General features: G+C 65.5%; 14 protein-coding genes. 11 read left to right on the plus strand and 3 right to left on the minus strand.

The features are described 5' to 3' along the window. Position 1: 1 nt before the first annotated feature. The 5 genes from F1609_RS11505 (at position 2) to F1609_RS11525 (ending at position 6,975) form a co-directional block, all read left to right on the plus strand. On the plus strand, positions 2–1,051 hold the full coding sequence (locus F1609_RS11505; RefSeq protein WP_167076575.1) for a ligase-associated DNA damage response exonuclease: 1,050 nt from the start codon (positions 2–4) through the stop codon (positions 1,049–1,051). Further along, complete coding sequence (locus tag F1609_RS11510; RefSeq protein ID WP_167076576.1) at positions 1,044–2,675, plus strand: ATP-dependent DNA ligase; 1,632 nt, start codon at positions 1,044–1,046, stop codon at positions 2,673–2,675. The genes F1609_RS11505 and F1609_RS11510 overlap by 8 nt, the downstream gene beginning before the upstream one ends. After that, on the plus strand, positions 2,672–5,146 hold the full coding sequence (locus F1609_RS11515; protein ID WP_167076577.1) for a ligase-associated DNA damage response DEXH box helicase: 2,475 nt from the start codon (positions 2,672–2,674) through the stop codon (positions 5,144–5,146). Before F1609_RS11510 ends, F1609_RS11515 begins: the two co-directional genes overlap by 4 nt. Continuing rightward, entirely contained in the window at positions 5,143–5,793 is a 651-nt protein-coding gene (pdeM, locus tag F1609_RS11520; protein WP_167076578.1) for a ligase-associated DNA damage response endonuclease PdeM, read from the plus strand. Before F1609_RS11515 ends, pdeM begins: the two co-directional genes overlap by 4 nt. Before the next feature lie 120 nt (positions 5,794–5,913). After that, complete coding sequence (locus F1609_RS11525) at positions 5,914–6,975, plus strand: outer membrane lipoprotein (RefSeq protein ID WP_167076579.1); 1,062 nt, start codon at positions 5,914–5,916, stop codon at positions 6,973–6,975. Positions 6,976–7,049: 74 nt separating this feature from the next. Here F1609_RS11525 and F1609_RS11530 read toward each other — a convergent pair whose 3' ends face one another. From F1609_RS11530 to F1609_RS11540, 3 genes are all read right to left on the minus strand, one after another. Beyond that, on the minus strand, positions 7,050–7,859 hold the full coding sequence (locus tag F1609_RS11530; protein WP_167076748.1) for a Crp/Fnr family transcriptional regulator: 810 nt from the start codon (positions 7,857–7,859) through the stop codon (positions 7,050–7,052). 468 nt (positions 7,860–8,327) lie between these two features. Next, complete coding sequence (locus tag F1609_RS11535; protein ID WP_054263975.1) at positions 8,328–8,972, minus strand: response regulator; 645 nt, start codon at positions 8,970–8,972, stop codon at positions 8,328–8,330. A 166-nt stretch (positions 8,973–9,138) separates the two neighbouring features. Beyond that, a complete protein-coding gene (locus tag F1609_RS11540) occupies positions 9,139–9,603 on the minus strand; it encodes a universal stress protein (protein WP_167076580.1) in 465 nt (154 codons plus the stop codon). 409 nt (positions 9,604–10,012) lie between these two features. On the opposite strand from F1609_RS11540, the gene F1609_RS11545 reads away from it, so the two are divergent. From F1609_RS11545 to F1609_RS11570, 6 genes are all read left to right on the plus strand, one after another. Continuing rightward, positions 10,013–10,855: a protein phosphatase CheZ gene (locus F1609_RS11545; RefSeq protein ID WP_167076581.1), complete on the plus strand. Its 843-nt coding sequence runs from the start codon at positions 10,013–10,015 to the stop codon at positions 10,853–10,855. Next, positions 10,855–12,759 (plus strand): chemotaxis protein CheA, encoded by a 1,905-nt coding sequence (locus tag F1609_RS11550; protein WP_167076582.1) that lies wholly within the window; start codon positions 10,855–10,857, stop codon positions 12,757–12,759. The genes F1609_RS11545 and F1609_RS11550 overlap by 1 nt, the downstream gene beginning before the upstream one ends. Before the next feature lie 160 nt (positions 12,760–12,919). Beyond that, positions 12,920–14,902 carry a DUF805 domain-containing protein gene (locus F1609_RS11555; protein WP_167076583.1) on the plus strand — a complete coding sequence of 661 codons (1,983 nt, stop codon included), beginning with the start codon at positions 12,920–12,922 and terminating at the stop codon, positions 14,900–14,902. A gap of 129 nt (positions 14,903–15,031) precedes the next feature. Further along, complete coding sequence (locus tag F1609_RS11560) at positions 15,032–16,177, plus strand: hypothetical protein (RefSeq protein WP_167076584.1); 1,146 nt, start codon at positions 15,032–15,034, stop codon at positions 16,175–16,177. A gap of 164 nt (positions 16,178–16,341) precedes the next feature. Continuing rightward, complete coding sequence (leuC, locus tag F1609_RS11565; protein WP_167076585.1) at positions 16,342–17,745, plus strand: 3-isopropylmalate dehydratase large subunit; 1,404 nt, start codon at positions 16,342–16,344, stop codon at positions 17,743–17,745. Between the two features lie 23 nt (positions 17,746–17,768). Then, on the plus strand, positions 17,769–17,891 hold the full coding sequence (locus F1609_RS11570; RefSeq protein WP_166891746.1) for an entericidin A/B family lipoprotein: 123 nt from the start codon (positions 17,769–17,771) through the stop codon (positions 17,889–17,891). The last annotated feature ends 50 nt before the right edge of the window (positions 17,892–17,941 follow it).

Genomic DNA, 17,941 nt, shown 5'->3' on the forward strand with positions numbered 1-17,941 from the left:
CATGTCGGACATGGTAGTGGTACGCAAGGAGGGACTGTTCTGCGTCCCCGGGCAGTTCTACATCGACCCGTGGCGTCCAGTGGACCGCGCCGTGATCACTCACGCGCACGGCGACCACGCGCGCGTCGGCCACGGCCACTATCTGTCGGCGGCGAGCGGCGTGAACGTGCTGCGTTCGCGCCTGGGCGAGATCCACATCGACGGCCTCGAATACGGCGAGCGCATCGTGCATAACGGCGTGACCGTTTCGCTGCACCCGGCCGGCCACGTGCTTGGATCAGCCCAGGTACGCATGGAGCATCGCGGCGAAGTGTGGGTGGCGTCCGGCGACTACAAGGTCGAACCTGACCGCACCTGCGTGCCGTTCGAGCCGGTGCGCTGCGACACCTTCATCACCGAATCCACCTTCGGGCTGCCGATCTACCGCTGGCAACCGGAGCAGGAAATCTTCGACGACATCAACGCCTGGTGGCGCAAGAACGCCGACGAAGGCCGCGCCAGCGTGGTCTTCGCCTACTCCTTCGGTAAGGCGCAGCGCATCCTGTCGGGCCTCGATCCGTCGATCGGCACCATCATCTGCCACGGCGCGGCCGAACCGATCAACCGCGTCTACCGCGAAGGCGGCGTGGCGCTGCCGCCCACCGTGCTGGTGACCGATGTCGAGAAGGCGGCCATCAGGCGTTCGATCGTGATCGCGCCGCCGTCGGCCGGCAACACCACGTGGATGAAACGCTTTGGCGACTACAGCGATGCCTTCGCCAGCGGCTGGATGCAGCTGCGCGGCGCGCGCCGCCGGCGCGGCGTGGACCGCGGCTTTGTACTGTCCGACCATGCCGACTGGCCGGGGTTGATGAGCGCCATCCGCGCCACCGAGGCGCCGCGCGTGATCGTCACGCACGGCTCGATTCCGATCATGGTGCGCTGGCTGCGCCAGGTCGGCCTGGACGCTTCCGGCTTCGACACCGAGTACGGCGACGAGGATGAAGCGGTGGAAGCTGCGGCAGCGCCTGCGCCGGCGCCCGGGGTGACGCCCGAGGTGACGGATGCGTGAGTTTGCCCGCCTGTACACTGAGCTCGACGAAACCACCGCCACCAACCGCAAGCTCGAAGCGCTGCAAGCCTATTTCGGCAGCGCCGCGCCCGACAACGCCGCCTGGGCGGTCTACTTCCTGGCCGGCGGCAAGCCGCGCCAGGCGGTGCCGACCAAGCTGTTGCGCCAGTACGCCATCGAATACGCGCAGCTCGACGAATGGCTGTTCGACGAGTCGTACAACGCGGTCGGCGACCTGGCCGAGACCATCGCCCACATCCTGCCGCCGCCCGAACAGCAAAGCGACATCGGCCTGGCCGAGTGGATGCAGGAGCGCATCGGCCCCTTGCGCGGCGCCGATCCGGCCGCCATCCGCAGCGCCTTGTTCGGGTTCTGGAACGAACTCGATTGGCGCGAGCGCTTCTTGCTGACCAAATTGATCGGCGGCGGCTTTCGGGTCGGCGTGTCGAAACTGCTGGTCACGCGCGCGCTGGCGTCGCTGTCGGCGGTCGACAGCAAACTCATTGCCCAGCGCCTGATGGGCTGGACCGATGGCAGCGTGCGGCCCACCGCCGCCGGCTTCCTGCAATTGATCGCGGCCCAGTCGGACGAAGAACACAAGCTGCGCGGCGGCCATCCGTATCCGTTCTTCCTGGCGCACCAGTTGCAGGGCGAACCGGAAGGGCTGGGCGAGGTCGGCGACTGGCAGGTCGAATGGAAGTACGACGGCATCCGCGCGCAGCTGGTGCGGCGCGGCGCGCAAAACTATCTGTGGTCGCGCGGCGAAGACCTGATCACCGAACGCTTTCCGGAACTGGCGGCCCTGCATCTGCCCGAAGGCACCGTGGTCGATGGCGAAGTGCTGATCTGGACCGGGGAAGACACGCCGGCCGCGTTTGCGGACCTGCAAAAGCGCATCGGCCGCAAGACCTTATCAAGCAAGCTGCTGTCCGAACTGCCGGCGGTGCTGGTGGCGTACGACCTGCTCGAACAGGACGGCGTCGACCTGCGCGCGGTGCCGCAGCACGAGCGGCGCGCCCTGCTGGAAGCGCTGGTGCGCGAGACCGACAAACCGCAACTCAGATTGTCGCCCTTGATCCATGCCGCCACCTGGCACGAACTGGCCACGGTGCGCACCGAATCGCGCGCGCGCGGGGTCGAGGGCATGATGGTCAAGGCGCGCGACGCCCAGTACGGCGTGGGCCGCACCAAGAACGTGGGCACGTGGTGGAAGTGGAAGGTCGACCCGTACACCATCGACGCGGTGCTGATCTACGCGCAGGCGGGCCACGGCCGGCGCGCCTCGCTCTATACCGACTACACCTTCGCGGTGTGGGACGGCGAGGGCGAAGAACGCAAGCTGGTGCCGTTCGCCAAGGCGTATTCGGGCCTGACCGACGCCGAGATCACGGTGGTCGACAACGCGATCCGCAAGACCACCATCGAAAAATTCGGGCCGGTGCGTTCCGTCAAGCCGACCATGGTGTTCGAGATCGGCTTCGAGGGCATTGCGCTGTCGACCCGCCACAAGGCCGGCATCGCGGTGCGCTTTCCGCGCATCCTGCGCAAGCGCGACGACAAGACCATCGACGACGCCGACACGCTCGATACCCTGAAAGGCCTTTTGGCCGCCGCCGGCACATGAGCAAGAGCCAGATGGCGCGCGCCATCGACGACTGGTTCGCCGAACGCAAATGGAAGGTATTCCCGTTCCAGCGCGCGGTGTGGCGCGCCGCGCTGGCCGGCGAATCGGGCCTGCTGCACGCGAACACCGGCGCCGGCAAGACCTACGCGGTGTGGCTGGCGGCGCTGCTGCGCGGCGCGCTGGCCGGCAGGCGCAAGGCGTCCGGCCTGCGCGTGCTGTGGATTACGCCGATGCGCGCACTGGCCGCCGATACCCAGCGCGCGCTGGAAGAGTCGAGCGCGGTGCTGGCACCCGGCTGGACGGTCGGCGCGCGTACCGGCGACACTGGATCAAGCGAGCGGGCGCGCCAGTCGCGCGCCATGCCGTCGGCGCTGATCACCACGCCCGAGAGCCTGTCGCTGCTGCTTAGCCACGCCGCGGCGCAGACCCAGTTCGCGAGCCTGGACATGATCATCATCGACGAGTGGCATGAACTCATGGGCAGCAAGCGCGGGGTGCAGGTGCAGCTGGCGCTGGCGCGTTTGCGCCACTGGAACCCGCAGCTGGTGGTGTGGGGCCTGTCGGCCACGATGGGCAACCTGGCGCAGGCGCAGGATGTCTTGCTGGGCGAGGGCAAGGGCACCCTGGTCGAGGGCGACCTGAAAAAGGAAATCCGGGTCGATACCCTGATTCCGGCCAACGTATCGCGCTTTCCGTGGGGCGGGCATCTGGGCATCGCCATGCTGCAGCCGGTGATCGACGAAATCGAGGACTACAACGCGACCCTGGTGTTTACCAACACCCGCTCGCAGTCGGAGCTGTGGTACCAGAACATCCTGGAGGCGCGTCCCGACTGGGCCGGCGTGATCGCGCTGCATCACGGCTCGCTGGCGCGCGAAGTACGCGAGTGGGTCGAAAACGGCTTGAAAAAAGGCGAATTGAAAGCGGTCATCTGCACCGCCAGCCTGGACTTGGGCGTGGACTTTTTGCCGGTCGAACGGGTGCTGCAGATCGGCAGCGCCAAGGGCATTGCGCGCCTGCTGCAACGGGCCGGGCGCAGCGGCCACGCACCCGGGCGCGTTTCGCGCGTGACCCTGGTGCCGACCAACAGCATGGAGCTGCTGGAGGCGGCCGGCGCCAAGCAGGCGGTCGCCTCGCGCCGCATCGAAGGACGGCTGGTGCCCAACAAACCGTTCGACGTGCTGGTGCAGCACCTGGTGACGGTGGCGCTGGGTGGCGGTTTTCGCTCCGAGCAGTTGTACGAAGAAGTGCGCAGCGCCTGGTCGTACCGCGCGCTCACGCTTGAAGAATGGCAATGGGCGCTCGATTTTGTGGCGCGCGGCGGGCAAAGCCTGATCGCCTATCCGGAATACCAGCGCGTGATCGCCGACGAGGAGGGCGTGTACCGCGTGCCGAGCGTGGCGCTGGGGCGGCGCCACCGCATGGGCATCGGCACCATCGTTTCCGATTCGACCATGCAGGTAAAATACATGAGCGGAGGGCGCATTGGCAGCGTGGAGGAGTCGTTCATCTCGCGCCTGAAAGCGGGCGATCATTTCCTGTTCGGCGGGCGCATTCTCGAATTCATCCGCGTGCACGAGATGACCGCTTTTGTGAAGCGCGCCACCGGCGCGCGCGGGGCGGTCACGCGCTGGCAGGGCGCCAAGATGCCGATGTCGTCGGAACTGGCGCACGCCGCGCTGGAAGAACTGCGCCACGCCGCGCGCGGGCAGTATCGTGGCCCTGAAATGGAAGCGATCCGCCCCCTGCTGGAGATCCAGCAGCGCTGGTCCGCGCTGCCGACCATCGATACGCTGGTGGTCGAAGCGATGACCAGCCGCGAGGGCCATCACCTGTTCGTGTATCCGTTCGCGGGCCGCTCGGTGCACACGGGACTGGCCTCGCTGTTCGCCTACCGCATCGCGCGCGTGCAGCCGATGACGTTTTCGATCGCGGTCAACGATTATGGTTTCGAGCTGCTGGCGGCCGAGCCGGTGGATTGGGCGCGCGCCTTCCTGGCGGCATCCGACAAGGCGACCGGCGCCGATGTGCCGCTGTTGTCAACCGAACTGCTGTTGGAGGACGTGCTGGCCAGCCTGAACGCGACCCAATTGTCGCAGCAGCGCTTCCGTGAAGTGGCGCGCATCGCCGGACTGGTGTTCCAGGGTTATCCGGGCCAGCCGAAAAGCACGCGCCAGATCCAGGCCTCGTCGTCGCTGTTTTTCGAGGTGTTCCGCAAACACGACGCCGGCAACCTGCTGCTCACGCAGGCGCAGCGCGAGGTGATGGAGCAGGAGCTGGAGTTGACGCGCTTGCGCGACACCCTGGTCGAACTGCATGCGCGCAGCGTGGCGTATCATGACATCAAGCGCGCCACGCCGTTCGGCTTTGCGCTGATGGTCGAGCGTTTCCGCGAAAAACTCAGTACCGAAAAATTGTCCGACCGCGTGGCGCGCATGCTGCGCGAACTGGAGAAAGCAGCTGTTCCATGACGTTTAAAGAAATGCGGCTGGCCGATGAAACGGTCCTGCTGCTGCCTGAAAAGGCCTTGTATTGGCCGGCGCGCCGGATGCTGGTCATCGCCGACATCCACTTCGGCAAAGCCGCAGCGTTCCGCGCCCAGGGCGTGCCGGTGCCGCGCGGGACCACCAGCGAAAACCTGGACGCGCTCGACGCCCTCATGGCCGCGCACCCGACCCGCGAGATCGTCTTCCTGGGCGACTTTTTGCACGCGCGCGCCGCCCATGCCTCGGCTACGCTGGCCGCCATGCAGGCCTGGCGCGCGCGCCATCCTGACCTTGTATTGACCCTGGTGCGCGGCAACCACGACAAGCACGCGGGCGACCCGGCCGCCTCGCTTTCGATCGGCATGGTCGACGAGCCGCACATGGTGGGCCCGTTCGCGTTCTGCCACCATCCCGACATTGCGGCGGCGGGCTACGTGCTGGCGGGGCACGTGCATCCGGTGTACCGGCTCTCGACCCGCCTCGATTCGCTGCGCCTGCCGTGCTTCCTGATCGGCCCCACGCGCATGGTGCTGCCCTCGTTCGGGGCGTTTACCGGCGGTTTCGCGATTACCCCAAGCACGGGGGAGCATGTCTGCGTGAGCTCGGGAGAGGCTGTGCACTGCGTACGCTAGCGCACCGACGCCCCCAGGCGGTCAGCGTAACTTGACGTGACTGCTGGAAATATCCGGCGCCCCTGTCCAACCTCCGAGGAGATCATCATCAAAACTACAACAATATTTTCGGCCGCGCTCATGGCTGCGGTGCCGCTCTTTTCCCTGGCCGTGGCCGCACCTGCGCACGCGCAGCAATACAACAACGCCGCCGCCTACAACCCGGTGATCCGCGGTTTCGACGTGGAAGAAGTGCGCAACCTGAAACCGGGCGTGGAGCTGAACTTCAACCTGTACGGCACCCCGGGCGGCCGCGCTACCTTGAGCATCGCCGGCGCCAACCGCAACCTGAACCTGACCGAAACCGAACCGGGCCAGTATGAAGGCACCTACACCCTCGGCAGCCGCGACAACATTACCGGCCGCAGCGCCGTGACGGCCAATCTGCGCGTCGGCAACCAGGTCACCAGCGGCGTGCTCAGCGAATCGCTGCTGCGCGATGTCGGCCGCCATCCACGCGACAACATGGGCCGCGGCGAACGCGCCGCCGATGTGCCGCGCATCGCGCGCTTCGACGTCCAGGCCAATGACGACCTCACGCCCGGCAACGAGCTGGTGTTTTCGGTGTACGGCACCCCGGGCGCCAAGGTCGACATGGCCATTGCCGGCACCCGCGGCGTGTTCTTCTTGCCAGAAGTTAATCCTGGCGAATACACGGGCGGCTACACGATCCGCCGCGCCGACCGCATCGCGCCGAACAGCGCTGTGACGGCCAATATGCGCGTGGGCAACCGCGTCTCGACCGCAACCCTGAACAAGCCGCTGCGTCTGGCCTCGACCACGCCGGTACCGCGCGACGTGCGTTATTGCACCAATTGCGCCACCGTTGACGCGATCAACGTGGTCGAAGTCAATGGCGACGGCAACTATCTGGGCACCATCGGTGGCGGCGTGGTTGGCGCCGTGCTGGGCAGCCAGGTCGGCAAGGGCAGCGGCCGCACCGCCGCGCAGATCGCCGGCGCCCTGGGCGGGGCGTATGTGGGCCGCAATATCGAGCGCAATGCCAAGAAAACCCAGCATTACGAAGTGGTGATCCGCTTTGCCAACGGCGGCACCCAGACCGTGACGTATGAAAACGATCCGGGCCTGCGCGTGGGCGAAAAGGTCAGGATCAGCGATGGCGTGCTGTCGCGCGACCAGTAAGCTGGTTTAAGCAAGTTGGTTCAAGCACGTAAAAACGGCGCCCTCGGGGCGCCGTTTTTACGTGCTGACAAAGGTCAGACGGTGGTCGTGGCCAGTGCCTTGGCCTCGGCCGCTTGCCCGGCTTCGGCCTTGGCTTTGGCGGCGGCGCTGTTCTGCTTGGCGCGCGAGCGCGATGGCGGCAGGCGGCGCAGGGTCTTGAGGGCATCGGCGTCCTTGATGCCGATGGTGCGCTGGTCGACCGTGATCAGCCCGATTTCGTTAAACGCCGACAGGGTGCGGCTGACGGTTTCCAGGGTCAGGCCGAGGTAGCTGCCGATTTCGTGGCGCGTCATGCGCAGGTTGAACAGCTTGCTCGAATAACCCATGGCGGCAAAACGGTCGGCCAGCGAGACCAGGAAGCGCGCCACGCGGGCTTCTGCGCTGAGCGCGCCGAGCATGCCGATCATGGCTTGTTCGCGCACCAGCTCGCGGCTCATCACGCCGTACATGACGTTTTCGAGTTCCAGGTGCACGCGCCCGAGCGCGGTGAGTTTCTTGAACGGCAGCAGGATCAGGTCGCAGTCGGACAGGGCCACCGCTTCGGAAGCGTAGTGGCGGGTGTGGATGCCGTCGACGCCGAGCATGTCGCCCTTCATGGGGAAGCTGAGCACTTGTTCGTTGCCGAATTCGTCGATCAGCACGGTTTTGAGGAAGCCCGAATTGACGATGTAGAGGGTGTCGAAGGCCTGGCCGATGGTGTGGACGCGCTGGCCGGTCTTGAATTGCACGTGCTGGAACAGCAGTTCTTCGCTGTTGATCGAGACCGCCGCGCTGATGTGCAGCAGGTCGCAGACTTCCTTGAGGTTGGACCAGAGGCGGCCCTGGCGTTGCCGGCCCGCTTCCATCGGGGAGGAATGCATGGTCGAGGTGGTGGTGTTGCGGGTGTCTTGCGGGGGCGTGGTCAGCATGCTCATCTCCAGGGGTAGGAAAATTCGAAGTTTCAGGCTGCGGGTATCAGGCTTGAACAACGATCTGACGGACCTGCGACCGGAGCTTCAAAAGTGATGTACAGCACGGCTGGCTAGCTTGCGTAAGAACAATTTATGAACCGCAGGAAAGCCGAATCGCTGGATTTAAGTATGCCAACACGAGTCCGGCATTGATATCAGCGAACGCTGATTCTGGCAGTAGGATTGGGCGCGCTCTTGTAGGACTATTCCTAGTGGAGGCGCCGTCCTACAGAGTGAAAACAGGAGTGTGGCGGGGTGCTGCGCAGACTGCTACTGATGGGTACAGAATCTATCTACTTGAGGTTTCTCGGCACGAAACCGGCGCGCCGCTGTCTAAAACTTTTCGTCCTTGCCGGTTTGATTTCAGGTCTTGAACGGCGACAGCAAGCGGTGCGCCACGGCGTACTGCACCATTTCCGACAGCGAGGTCATGCCCATTTTTTGCATGATGCGGGTTTTGTGGGTGCTGACCGTTTTCACGCTCAGGTGCAGGCTGTTGGCGATCTCGGTAATCGACTTGCCGCCCACCAGCAGCGAAAACACTTCGAATTCGCGGTCCGACAGTTGTTTGTGCAGTAACTGCTCGTTGGGCGTCATGATGTTCAGCGCCAGCTGTTCGGCCACTTCGGTGCTGATGTACGGCCGCCCCGACGCCACCTTGCGGATCGCCCCCACCAGCTGGGTGCCGGCGCTCTCTTTGGTCAGGTAGCCCTGGGCCCCGGCGCGGATGGCGCGCACCGCGTACTGCTCCTCCTCGTGCATGGTGAGGATCAGGATGGCCAGCTTGGGCGCTTCGCTGCGGATCTGGCGGATCAGGTCGACGCCGCTGCGCCCCGGCATCGACAAGTCCAGCAGCAGCAGGTCGAAGCCGCCCTGGCGCACGTGCGACAGCACTTCAAAGCCGTTGATGGCTTCCCCGACGATATCGATGTCGAGGGCGCCGTCGAGGATGCGCTTGAGGCCCTCGCGCATGATCGTGTGGTCGTCGGCTACAACAATGCGTATCATAAAATTGCAATCAAATAAGTAGGCAAAACAAGTTGAACGGCGCGGGCGCCTCTGGAAAAACGACGCGATAGCCAAGCCCGGCCGCGCCGGCGCGATCGCCCCGCGGTCCATCCAAGGGTACGGCAAAATTGTCGCTTGCGCCATATTCAACACTGCTAGGTGCCAGCTAGGTTCCCGGCTCCTTGATCAGCCGGTGCACCAGAACCGGCTTGCTGGTGTGCGACAGCACCTTGTTGGTCACGCTGCCCAGCAGCAACTGGCCCCAGCCGCTGCGTCCGTGCGAGCCCATGAAGATCAGGTCGCACTGGCGCTCTTCGGCCACCGCGACGATTTTCAGGGCGGCGGCGTCGGCGAACTCGGTCAGGCACTCGCAACGCACCCCGGCCGCCTGCGCCGCCTGCAGGATGGAGGCCAGGTGCTCGTGGCCGATGCGCTGCATCTGCGCCACGTATTCCTCTTCGGTGGGGTAGGAGGGCGGGATGATTTCCACGTACACCGGGTATTGATAGTCCGGCGCCACATACAGGGCGAGCACGTCGGCCCCCATTTGCCGCGCAAACTTCACGCCGGCGCAGGCGGTGTGCTTCGATACCGCCGAGCCATCCGTCGTAATCAGAATTTTCCGATACATGATGAGTTCTCCCACGCAGCAGGTCGTATTCTGTATTGTAGTGCGTGATTTCACGATTGATAGAACGCAAACCTTTGATCTTGATCAAACCGCAGGCCGGACGGGCACCGGACCGGGCTGCGCTTTTTTACCTTTTGCCCGCCTTGCGCGCTGCCTTGCTTACGAAATACAACACTACTCAGTATCAATTGCACATCAAAGACACGTTTTCATTAGCGATGGCACAAGTTTCACGTGCCATTTTGCCGCGACCCATGCACAGTGATTTACCAAGGGCACTTCACACTGCTAAACTCGCGTAAACCCGGCGATGTTGCCGCGCATCATGCTTTGCCCCAAACTTGCATGCCAGGACCCGACACCAGCAACTTGATTGCGAACACCTTACAAACATGGAGAAGCAGGGACTATGACCGACGCCGCTGATGATTTCGACGCACTATTCGATGAAGTGTCCGCGCAGCGCAGCAGCGAACCGGCGAGCGCAGTTGCGCCGGCGCCCGCCGCCGCTGCCGAAGATGATATGGACGCACTGTTCGACCAGGTTGCTTCGGCCCGTCCGTCCGAGCCGGCGCCAGCTGTCGCGGCCGCGCCGGTGGTCGCTGCTGTTGCCGCCGCACCGGTCGCGGAAGGCGCCGCCGCCGAAACCGACGAGCACGGCAAGCCGATGTTCGAGCGCCTCGGCGGCATCGTGCGCCTGCTGCACGACTCGCTGCGCGAACTGGGCTACGACAAGGCCCTGTCGGAAGCATCGACCCAGATCGTCGACGCCCAGGACCGCCTGGAATACGTCGCCAGCCTGACCGAGCAGGCCGCCAACAAGGTCCTCAACACGCTCGACGAAGGCATGCCGGCGCAGGACGTGCTGTCCAAAAAGGCCAAGGCGATGGATACGCGCTGGGCCGACCTGTTCGCGGGCAAGCTCAGTATTGACGAATTCAAGACCCTGGCCGGCGACTCGCGCGCCTTCGCCCAGGCCGTCACCGACGCCACCGAAGCCGAAAAAGCGCGCCTGCTCGACATCATGATGGCCCAGGACTTCCAGGACATCACCGGCCAGCTGATCAAGAAAGTCGTGATCATCACCAAGACCGTCGAACACGAACTGGCCGAGCTGCTGCGCGACAACGCGCCGCCGGCCGTGCGCGAAAAACTGCTGCACAAGCCAGCGCTGATGTCGGGTCCGTCGGTTCCGTCCGTCGCACTCGATCAAGACAATGTTGACGACCTACTTGCCGATCTGGGATTCTAATGGACGATATGCTCAAGGATTTCGTCGTCGAGGCGATGGATCTTGCAGTCAACGTAGAAGAACACCTGCTCGCCCTCGAGCGCGATCCGAACAATAAGGAAACGCTCAACGCGGTGTTTCGCTCGTTCCACACGATCAAGGGCGGGGCCGGTTTCATGGGCTTGCCGGCCCTGGTGGCGGCCTGCCACCTGACCGAGAACCTGTTCGACGCGCTGCGCACCGGCGCCGCCCCGGTCACGCCGATCGCGATCGAAGCGGCGCTGCAAGCGTCCGGTTTCGTGGCCGACCAGCTGACCGACCTGTCGAACGGCGCCCGGCCCGACCAGCTGGCCTCGATGCCCGACTCGCTCGAACGCATCCTGGTCAATGCCATCGAAGGCAAGGGCGATGCGCCGGCCAAGGTGGCCGCGCCGGCACCGGCACCGGTGGCCGCCGCTCCCGCGGTTGCCTCCCCTGCCGCCGCGCCTGCCGCCGCCGTTTCCACCAGCGCCCCCGGCGCCGATGGACTCGACTGGGAAGCGATGTACGTCTCGGTGATCCCGCCCGGCACCTACACGCCCGCTGAAAAGCCTGCCGCCGCCGCTCCCGTCGCCGCCGCCGAACACGCCGCCGCGCCGGCCCCCGCCGCCCACGCGCCCGCCGCCGCCAAACCGGCCGCCGACGCCGGCGCCGACCGCCGCGAAGAAAAGGTGCAGGAATTCCGCGCCGCCTCCGCGCCGGCCAAGGAAGACAGCATCCGGGTCGACGCCGTCAAGCTCGACGCGCTGCTCGAAGTGGCCGGCGAATCGGTGCAGGCTGCCAACCAGGCCGCCGTGCTGCTCGAACGCCTGCTGCAATTCAAATTCGAAGGCCCGGCCGCCACCCTGATGGCGACCCTGACCGAAACCCTGGAACGCGCCTCGCGCTATTCGGCCGAACTGCAACGCGCCACCCTGGCCACGCGCATGCAGCCGGTCGGGCGCCTGTTCCAGAAATTCCCGCGCCTGGTGCGCGAGCTGGCCAAGGACCTGGGCAAGGACGTCGAACTGACCATCGAAGGCGCCGAGACCGAAGTCGACCGCGTCGTGGTCGACAGCCTGTACGATCCGCTGGTGCACATGCTGCGCAACGCGCTCGATCACGGCGTCGAGTCGCCCGAAGACCGGCTCGCCGCCGGCAAGCCGTCCAAGGCCTTCATTTCGCTCAAGGCCTGGCAGGAAGCGAACAGCGTCATGATCGTGCTGCAAGATGACGGCAAGGGCATGGACCCGCACGCGCTGCGCCGCAAGGCCGTGCAAAAGGGCTTGATCAGCGAGAGCGGCGCCCCGACCGACGAAGAAGCCTACCAGCTGGTGTTCTTGCCGGGCTTCTCGACCAAGGAAGTGGCGTCCTCGGTGTCCGGGCGCGGGGTCGGCATGGACGTGGTCAAGACCGCCGTGGAAAAGAACCGTGGCGCGATCCACATCGATTCCTCGCTCGGCCACGGCACCAAGTTCGCGATCCGCCTGCCGATCGAACTGTCGATCGTGCCGACCATGCTGGTGTCGACTTCCGGCGCCGCCCTGGCGCTGCCGATGGCGGTGGTCCAGCGCGTGGTCGAACTGCCCGACAACTTCATGAACGTCGGCGGCGCGCCGGTGCTCAAGGACCAGGGCCGTCCGCTGCCGGTGCGCTCGCTGGCCAGCGCGCTCGGTTACGAAGCCTGTTCCGAAAAAGTTGGCATCGTGGTCGCCGCGCCCCAGCCCTACATCCTCGCGGTGGAAGCGGTGGACGGCACCGCCGACCTGGTGATCAAGCCGATGACCGCCATCAGCGTGGACGGCATCACCGGCACCGCCCGTTCCGCCGAGGGCGAACTGGTGCTGGTGGTCGGCCTGTCCTTCCTCATGGACGGCTGCCGCGGCACCCTCAAAGTCGCCGCCTGACCCTGCCTTGCCGCCGCCCCGGACGCGCTCCGGGGCGGTACGTGGTTCCCCGCATTCCTTCCCAAATTTACAACAGACAAGTTGTGTTGCCAGTCAATACATGGCACGATGACGTCCCCTGTTCTTGCAGCAGGAAAACTTCTATTGAGATTTACTAATAATGACTTTGGAAACTTTCGAGCAGGTGCTCACCGCTGCCCAGGCGGATGGATCGATCAATCCAGCGTGGAAAAAATTCGTCAATACGAAGTTTTTCGTCCCTGTGGCCCAGCCTGGCGCCGGCGAGAGCGGCGGCGTGCGGCTGCGCACGCGTGACAGCAAGGGCGACGGAACACAGTCGATCGTCATTTCCGAAGTGCGCGAACGGGCCGAAGACGGGCAAGGCAGCTTGCTGGCCGCGCTCTCGGGCGCCGATGTGGTGCGCCTGCTGCAAGCCGATGCCGCCATCCTGGTGGCCTTGAGCGACCGGACCTTCGACATCGCCCACGATCGCGTCGCCTGGCTCAGGAAGAGCATCGAAGCGTCGCTGGCCAAGGCCGCCGCGGCCAGGGCCGCCGCACCGGCACCGGCACCCGCCGCCCCCGCAGCGGTCGTTCTCGAGAAAAGCGCGCCCGCCGCGCCGGTCGCACCAGCGCCACGACGCGCTGCCAACGGCCCGCTCGACGTGGCCGCGCTCAAGCCGCGCAACGTCACCATCGCCAAGATCGGCCTGCAGTTTTTCGTGCCGGCCGACTGGCGCGAATCGACCATGTCGAACGGCCTGCGCTTTCACGACGACAGCAGCGGCACCGTGCTCGAAACGGTCGGCTATCTGAAGCCCGACGTCTCGCTCAACAAGTGGGTGGAGCAGCGCCTGGCCGTGGTCAAGCACGAAATGCGCTACCTGAAGCAGGACGGCGAAGCGTATGCCATCAACGGCGCCGAGTGGAGCGACCGGGTCACCGGCAGGGCGATCGAGTTCACAGGCACCATTCCCGGCGATACCGTCGAGAGCCGCTTCCTGGTCGCCTTCGTGCGCGTGGACGGCATCGTGGTCGCGATCACGATCCGCGCGCCGGCCGACGTATTCGAGGAAAACCGCGCCCTGTACAAATGGTTCCTGACGCGCGTCGAACTCGACGAATTGGCAAGCTCCGAGCCGTACCGCGCGCCGGCCTCGGGCTCCGCCTCGGACCACGAGCGCGACGCGTACGCCAGCAAGGCGCCGGCCCTGTTCGGCTTGTCGATGGAAGGGCGCATCGGGCGCCTGCGCGCCATGGCGTATTCGCTGCTGGTGTTCCTGCCGATGGTCGGCCTGGCCATGCTGGCGCCCAAGGGCGGCAGCGACGCCTTCTTTTTCGTGATCGGCCTCGGCGTCATCGCCTCGCTATATTTCTGCCTGCGGCTGATGGTGCTGCGCATGCACGATGTGAACCTGAGCGGCAAATGGATTTTCGGATTTCTGCTGGCCGTGGCCGTGTGCGGCGCTGCCGCCGGGAAGAATTTCAGCACGATCGGGGCGGCCATTTTCTGGCTCGGCATGGTCATCATCTACTGCTTCGTTCCCGGCACCGATGGCGACAACGACTTTGGCGACGCTCCCGCTCCCGACTCCAACCTGATCAAGGCTGGCGCCGGCGTGTTCATCGTCTTCCAGCTGTTCTCGATTTACGCCCAGCTGAAAATGCGCAACGCCGGCGGCTATGACGCCATGCGCGCGGCAAGCACCAGCTGGACCTCGGCCGATGGCGCGATGGTCATCACCTTCCCCGCCAAGCCGGCCGAAGTGCAGGTTCCGGACGGTGTGACAAAGCGCTTCGGCAGCGGCGCCGTGCAGCAGTTCGGCGTGACCTTGAGCAAAACGGTGTATTCGGTGCAGGTGATCGACATGGGCCAGTTGCCGCCCGACCCGGAAGCACTCTTGCAGCGCATGGAGGACACGGTGGTCGGCAACGATGGCACGCTGGACTCTGGCGCGACCCACCGGCGCCTCGGCACCTACGCGGCGCGCGAGGTCAAGGTGCGCGCCCGCGACGGCAAAATGCGCTGGGCCAAGCTGACCGTGGTCGGCACCAAGATGTACATGGCATTAGCCGAGGCGCCGGATGCCAAGTCGGAGCAAGCCGCCGTGGCCTTCATCAATTCCTTCATCCTGAACCGCTGATCCGGCGCGGCTTCCGATCCGCCGCCAATGACCGGCGCCACATCCTGGCCCGCATTTCCGGGTAAGATGACGCGCCGCTCCGGCCCGGCCGTGGCCGCGCTGGACAGAACATTGGATTGAGGGTGGTGGATGATGGCGTCGGAAAATTTCGAGCAGGTGCTCGCGGCTGCGCAGGCGGGGGCTTCCCTGCATCCCGCGTGGAAGAAGTTCGTCAATACCAGGTTCTTCGTCGCCGTGCACGCGCCGGCCGGCGCCAATGCCGGCCATACCCTGCGCCTGCCCGACGGCGGGCAGCCGCTCCTCATTTCCGAAGTGCGCGAACGGCTCGACCCGGGCGCTGAGGGCGAGGGCGGCCTGCTGCTCGCGCTGGCCGGCGCCGACCTGGTGCGCGTGCTGCCGGACGGTGTCGGCATCGCGGTCGCCCTCTCCGGGCAGACCTTCGGCATCGCCGCCAGCCGGGTCGCGTGGATACGCAAAAGTATCGAGGCCACGCTGGCCAAGGCGGCCCAGGCGCGCGCCGCTTCCGCTCCCGCACCGGCTCCCGCATCGGCTCCCGCACCGGCCGCGGCGCCCTGGCCCACGCTCGACCTGCAGCCGGCAGGCGGCTACGAAGAGCTGGTTTTCATCGAGGAAGAGGCAGCGCCCGCCGTGCCCATGCTCGACCGGATCGGACGCGGGCGCGCGCTGGCCCTCGGCCTGGCGATGCTCGCCGTCCTGGGACTGGCAGGGCAGGCGCTGCTGCGTGGCGACGGCGGGCCGGCGCCAATGGCGCGGGCGCCTGGCAGTGCCGCCACTGCGCAAGCCGAAGCTGGGGCCGGCGCAGGCAAGGCCGGCGCGCCGCTCGCCAGCCAAACCTGGACCTCGCCCGACGGCGCCATGACGATCGCGTTTCCCGGCCAGCCGGACGAAGATGCCGTCCGCGCCAGCATGCTTGAACGTCTGGGCGCGGTGCGCATGCGCCAGTTCAGTGCAGCCGCCCACAGCGAAACCTACCGCGTCCAGGTGCTCGACCTCGGCACGCCACCGGCCGATCCCGAAGCGAGCATGCTCGCATTGCAGAAAACCCTGCTCGGCAAGAATGATGCCATGACGGTGCCGCCGATGGACTTGATCTTCAAGGGCTATCCCGGCCGCGACATCAAGGCCGGGCAGCGTTTGATCAGGATGGTCGTGGTGGCCGCCACGGTGTACATCGCAACGGCCGACGCCGACGCCGCCCCGGCATCGATGGCGCGCGCCGGCGCTTTCATCGGATCGCTGGCGCTGACCCAGTGACAAACAGTTCGTTTGCCAATCCGATACATTAAGTGAATAAACTTCAGCAAACACGTATCGAAAGCTGCAAAAGTATCAAAATGGTGCAAGGGTTACTGCGCTGCACAAATATGGCATAATCAAATGCAGTACTCGATTCATGCAGTCGCCTAAGACCACCCATCATGATAAAAACGCTCTACGACAAACTCTGGGAGTCGCACATCGTGCGCTCCGACGACGACGGAACGACGGTGCTGTACATCGACCGCCACCTGCTGCACGAGGTGACCAGCCCGCAGGCCTTCGACGGCCTGCGCGCCGCCAACCGCAAGCTATGGCGCAATTCGGCCAACCTGGCGGTGGCCGACCACAACGTGCCGACCACCGACCGCAAGGACGGCATCCTTGATCCCACCTCGCGCCTGCAGGTCGAAACGCTGGACGCCAACTCGAAGAGTTACGGCCTGACGTACTTCAACATGAACGACAAGCGCCAGGGCATCGTGCACGTGATCGGTCCGGAGCAGGGCGCCACCTTGCCCGGCATGACGGTGGTGTGCGGCGACTCGCATACCTCCACCCACGGCGCCTTCGGCTGCCTGGCGCACGGCATCGGCACTTCCGAAGTCGAACACGTGCTGGCGACCCAAACGCTGCTGGCTAAAAAATCCAAGTCGATGCTGGTGCAGGTCGACGGCCTGCTGCCTGCGGGCGTAACCGCCAAGGATATCGTGCTGGCCGTGATCGGCAAGATCGGCACCGCCGGCGGCACCGGCTACGCCATCGAATTCGGCGGCGCCGCGATCCGCGCACTGTCGATGGAAGGGCGCATGACGGTCTGTAACATGGCGATCGAAGCGGGCGCGCGCGCCGGCATGATCGGCGTGGACGACACCACCATCAACTACGTCAAGGGCCGTCCGTACGCCCCCGCAGGCCCGCACTGGGACCGCGCGGTCGATTACTGGCGCACCCTGCACACCGACCAGGGCGCCCAGTTCGACCTGGTCGTGCTGCTCAACGCCGCCGAGATCACACCGCAGGTCACCTGGGGCACCTCGCCCGAAATGGTCACCTCGATCGATGGCCGCGTGCCCGATCCCGACCAGGAGAAGGATGCGGTGCGGCGCGACGCCATGGAAAAGGCGCTGGTCTACATGGACCTCAAGCCGAACACGCCGATCGCCGACATCCGCATCGACAAGGTGTTCATCGGTTCGTGCACCAATTCACGCATCGAAGACTTGCGCGCCGCCGCCGCCGTGGTGCGCGGCAAGCACCGCGCCTCGAACGTGCGCCTGGCGCTGGTGGTGCCCGGTTCGGGGCTGGTGAAAGACCAGGCCGAACGCGAAGGGCTGGACAAGATTTTCAAGGACGCGGGCTTCGAATGGCGCGAGCCAGGCTGCTCGATGTGCCTTGCCATGAATGCCGACCGGCTCGAGCCGGGCGAGCGCTGCGCCTCGACCTCGAACCGCAATTTCGAAGGTCGCCAGGGGCAGGGCGGGCGTACCCACCTGGTATCGCCCGCCATGGCGGCGGCGGCCGGCATCACCGGCCATTTCGTCGACGTGCGCGCACTGCGCTAACATCCATCGTCTGTGAGTTTGTAATGAAAAAGCTGTTTGCCCTGTTCGCCATCGCCCTGCTGCTCGCCGGTTGCAATACCGTCTCGGGCTTTGGCAAGGACATTCAAAAAGTCGGCCAGAAGATAGACGGCGCCGGCAAAAAATAACAGGCGGATCGCTGTGGTCCGCCGCGCAGCTCCCGCCCGGGCGGGGCTGC

Source organism: Massilia aquatica (assembly GCF_011682045.1).
Lineage (GTDB): Bacteria > Pseudomonadota > Gammaproteobacteria > Burkholderiales > Burkholderiaceae_D > Telluria_A > Telluria_A aquatica.

What these genes read in the sequence shown, in the direction of transcription:
- F1609_RS11505 (WP_167076575.1), top strand. Translation starts at nt 2, where the DNA reads ATGTCGGACATGGTAGTGGTACGCAAGGAGGGACTGTTCTGCGTCCCC.
- F1609_RS11510 (WP_167076576.1), top strand. Translation starts at nt 1,044, where the DNA reads ATGCGTGAGTTTGCCCGCCTGTACACTGAGCTCGACGAAACCACCGCC.
- F1609_RS11515 (WP_167076577.1), top strand. Translation starts at nt 2,672, where the DNA reads ATGAGCAAGAGCCAGATGGCGCGCGCCATCGACGACTGGTTCGCCGAA.
- pdeM (WP_167076578.1), top strand. Translation starts at nt 5,143, where the DNA reads ATGACGTTTAAAGAAATGCGGCTGGCCGATGAAACGGTCCTGCTGCTG.
- F1609_RS11525 (WP_167076579.1), top strand. Translation starts at nt 5,914, where the DNA reads ATGGCTGCGGTGCCGCTCTTTTCCCTGGCCGTGGCCGCACCTGCGCAC.
- F1609_RS11530 (WP_167076748.1), bottom strand. Translation starts at nt 7,859, where the DNA reads ATGGAAGCGGGCCGGCAACGCCAGGGCCGCCTCTGGTCCAACCTCAAG.
- F1609_RS11535 (WP_054263975.1), bottom strand. Translation starts at nt 8,972, where the DNA reads ATGATACGCATTGTTGTAGCCGACGACCACACGATCATGCGCGAGGGC.
- F1609_RS11540 (WP_167076580.1), bottom strand. Translation starts at nt 9,603, where the DNA reads ATGTATCGGAAAATTCTGATTACGACGGATGGCTCGGCGGTATCGAAG.
- F1609_RS11545 (WP_167076581.1), top strand. Translation starts at nt 10,013, where the DNA reads ATGACCGACGCCGCTGATGATTTCGACGCACTATTCGATGAAGTGTCC.
- F1609_RS11550 (WP_167076582.1), top strand. Translation starts at nt 10,855, where the DNA reads ATGGACGATATGCTCAAGGATTTCGTCGTCGAGGCGATGGATCTTGCA.
- F1609_RS11555 (WP_167076583.1), top strand. Translation starts at nt 12,920, where the DNA reads ATGACTTTGGAAACTTTCGAGCAGGTGCTCACCGCTGCCCAGGCGGAT.
- F1609_RS11560 (WP_167076584.1), top strand. Translation starts at nt 15,032, where the DNA reads ATGATGGCGTCGGAAAATTTCGAGCAGGTGCTCGCGGCTGCGCAGGCG.
- leuC (WP_167076585.1), top strand. Translation starts at nt 16,342, where the DNA reads ATGATAAAAACGCTCTACGACAAACTCTGGGAGTCGCACATCGTGCGC.
- F1609_RS11570 (WP_166891746.1), top strand. Translation starts at nt 17,769, where the DNA reads ATGAAAAAGCTGTTTGCCCTGTTCGCCATCGCCCTGCTGCTCGCCGGT.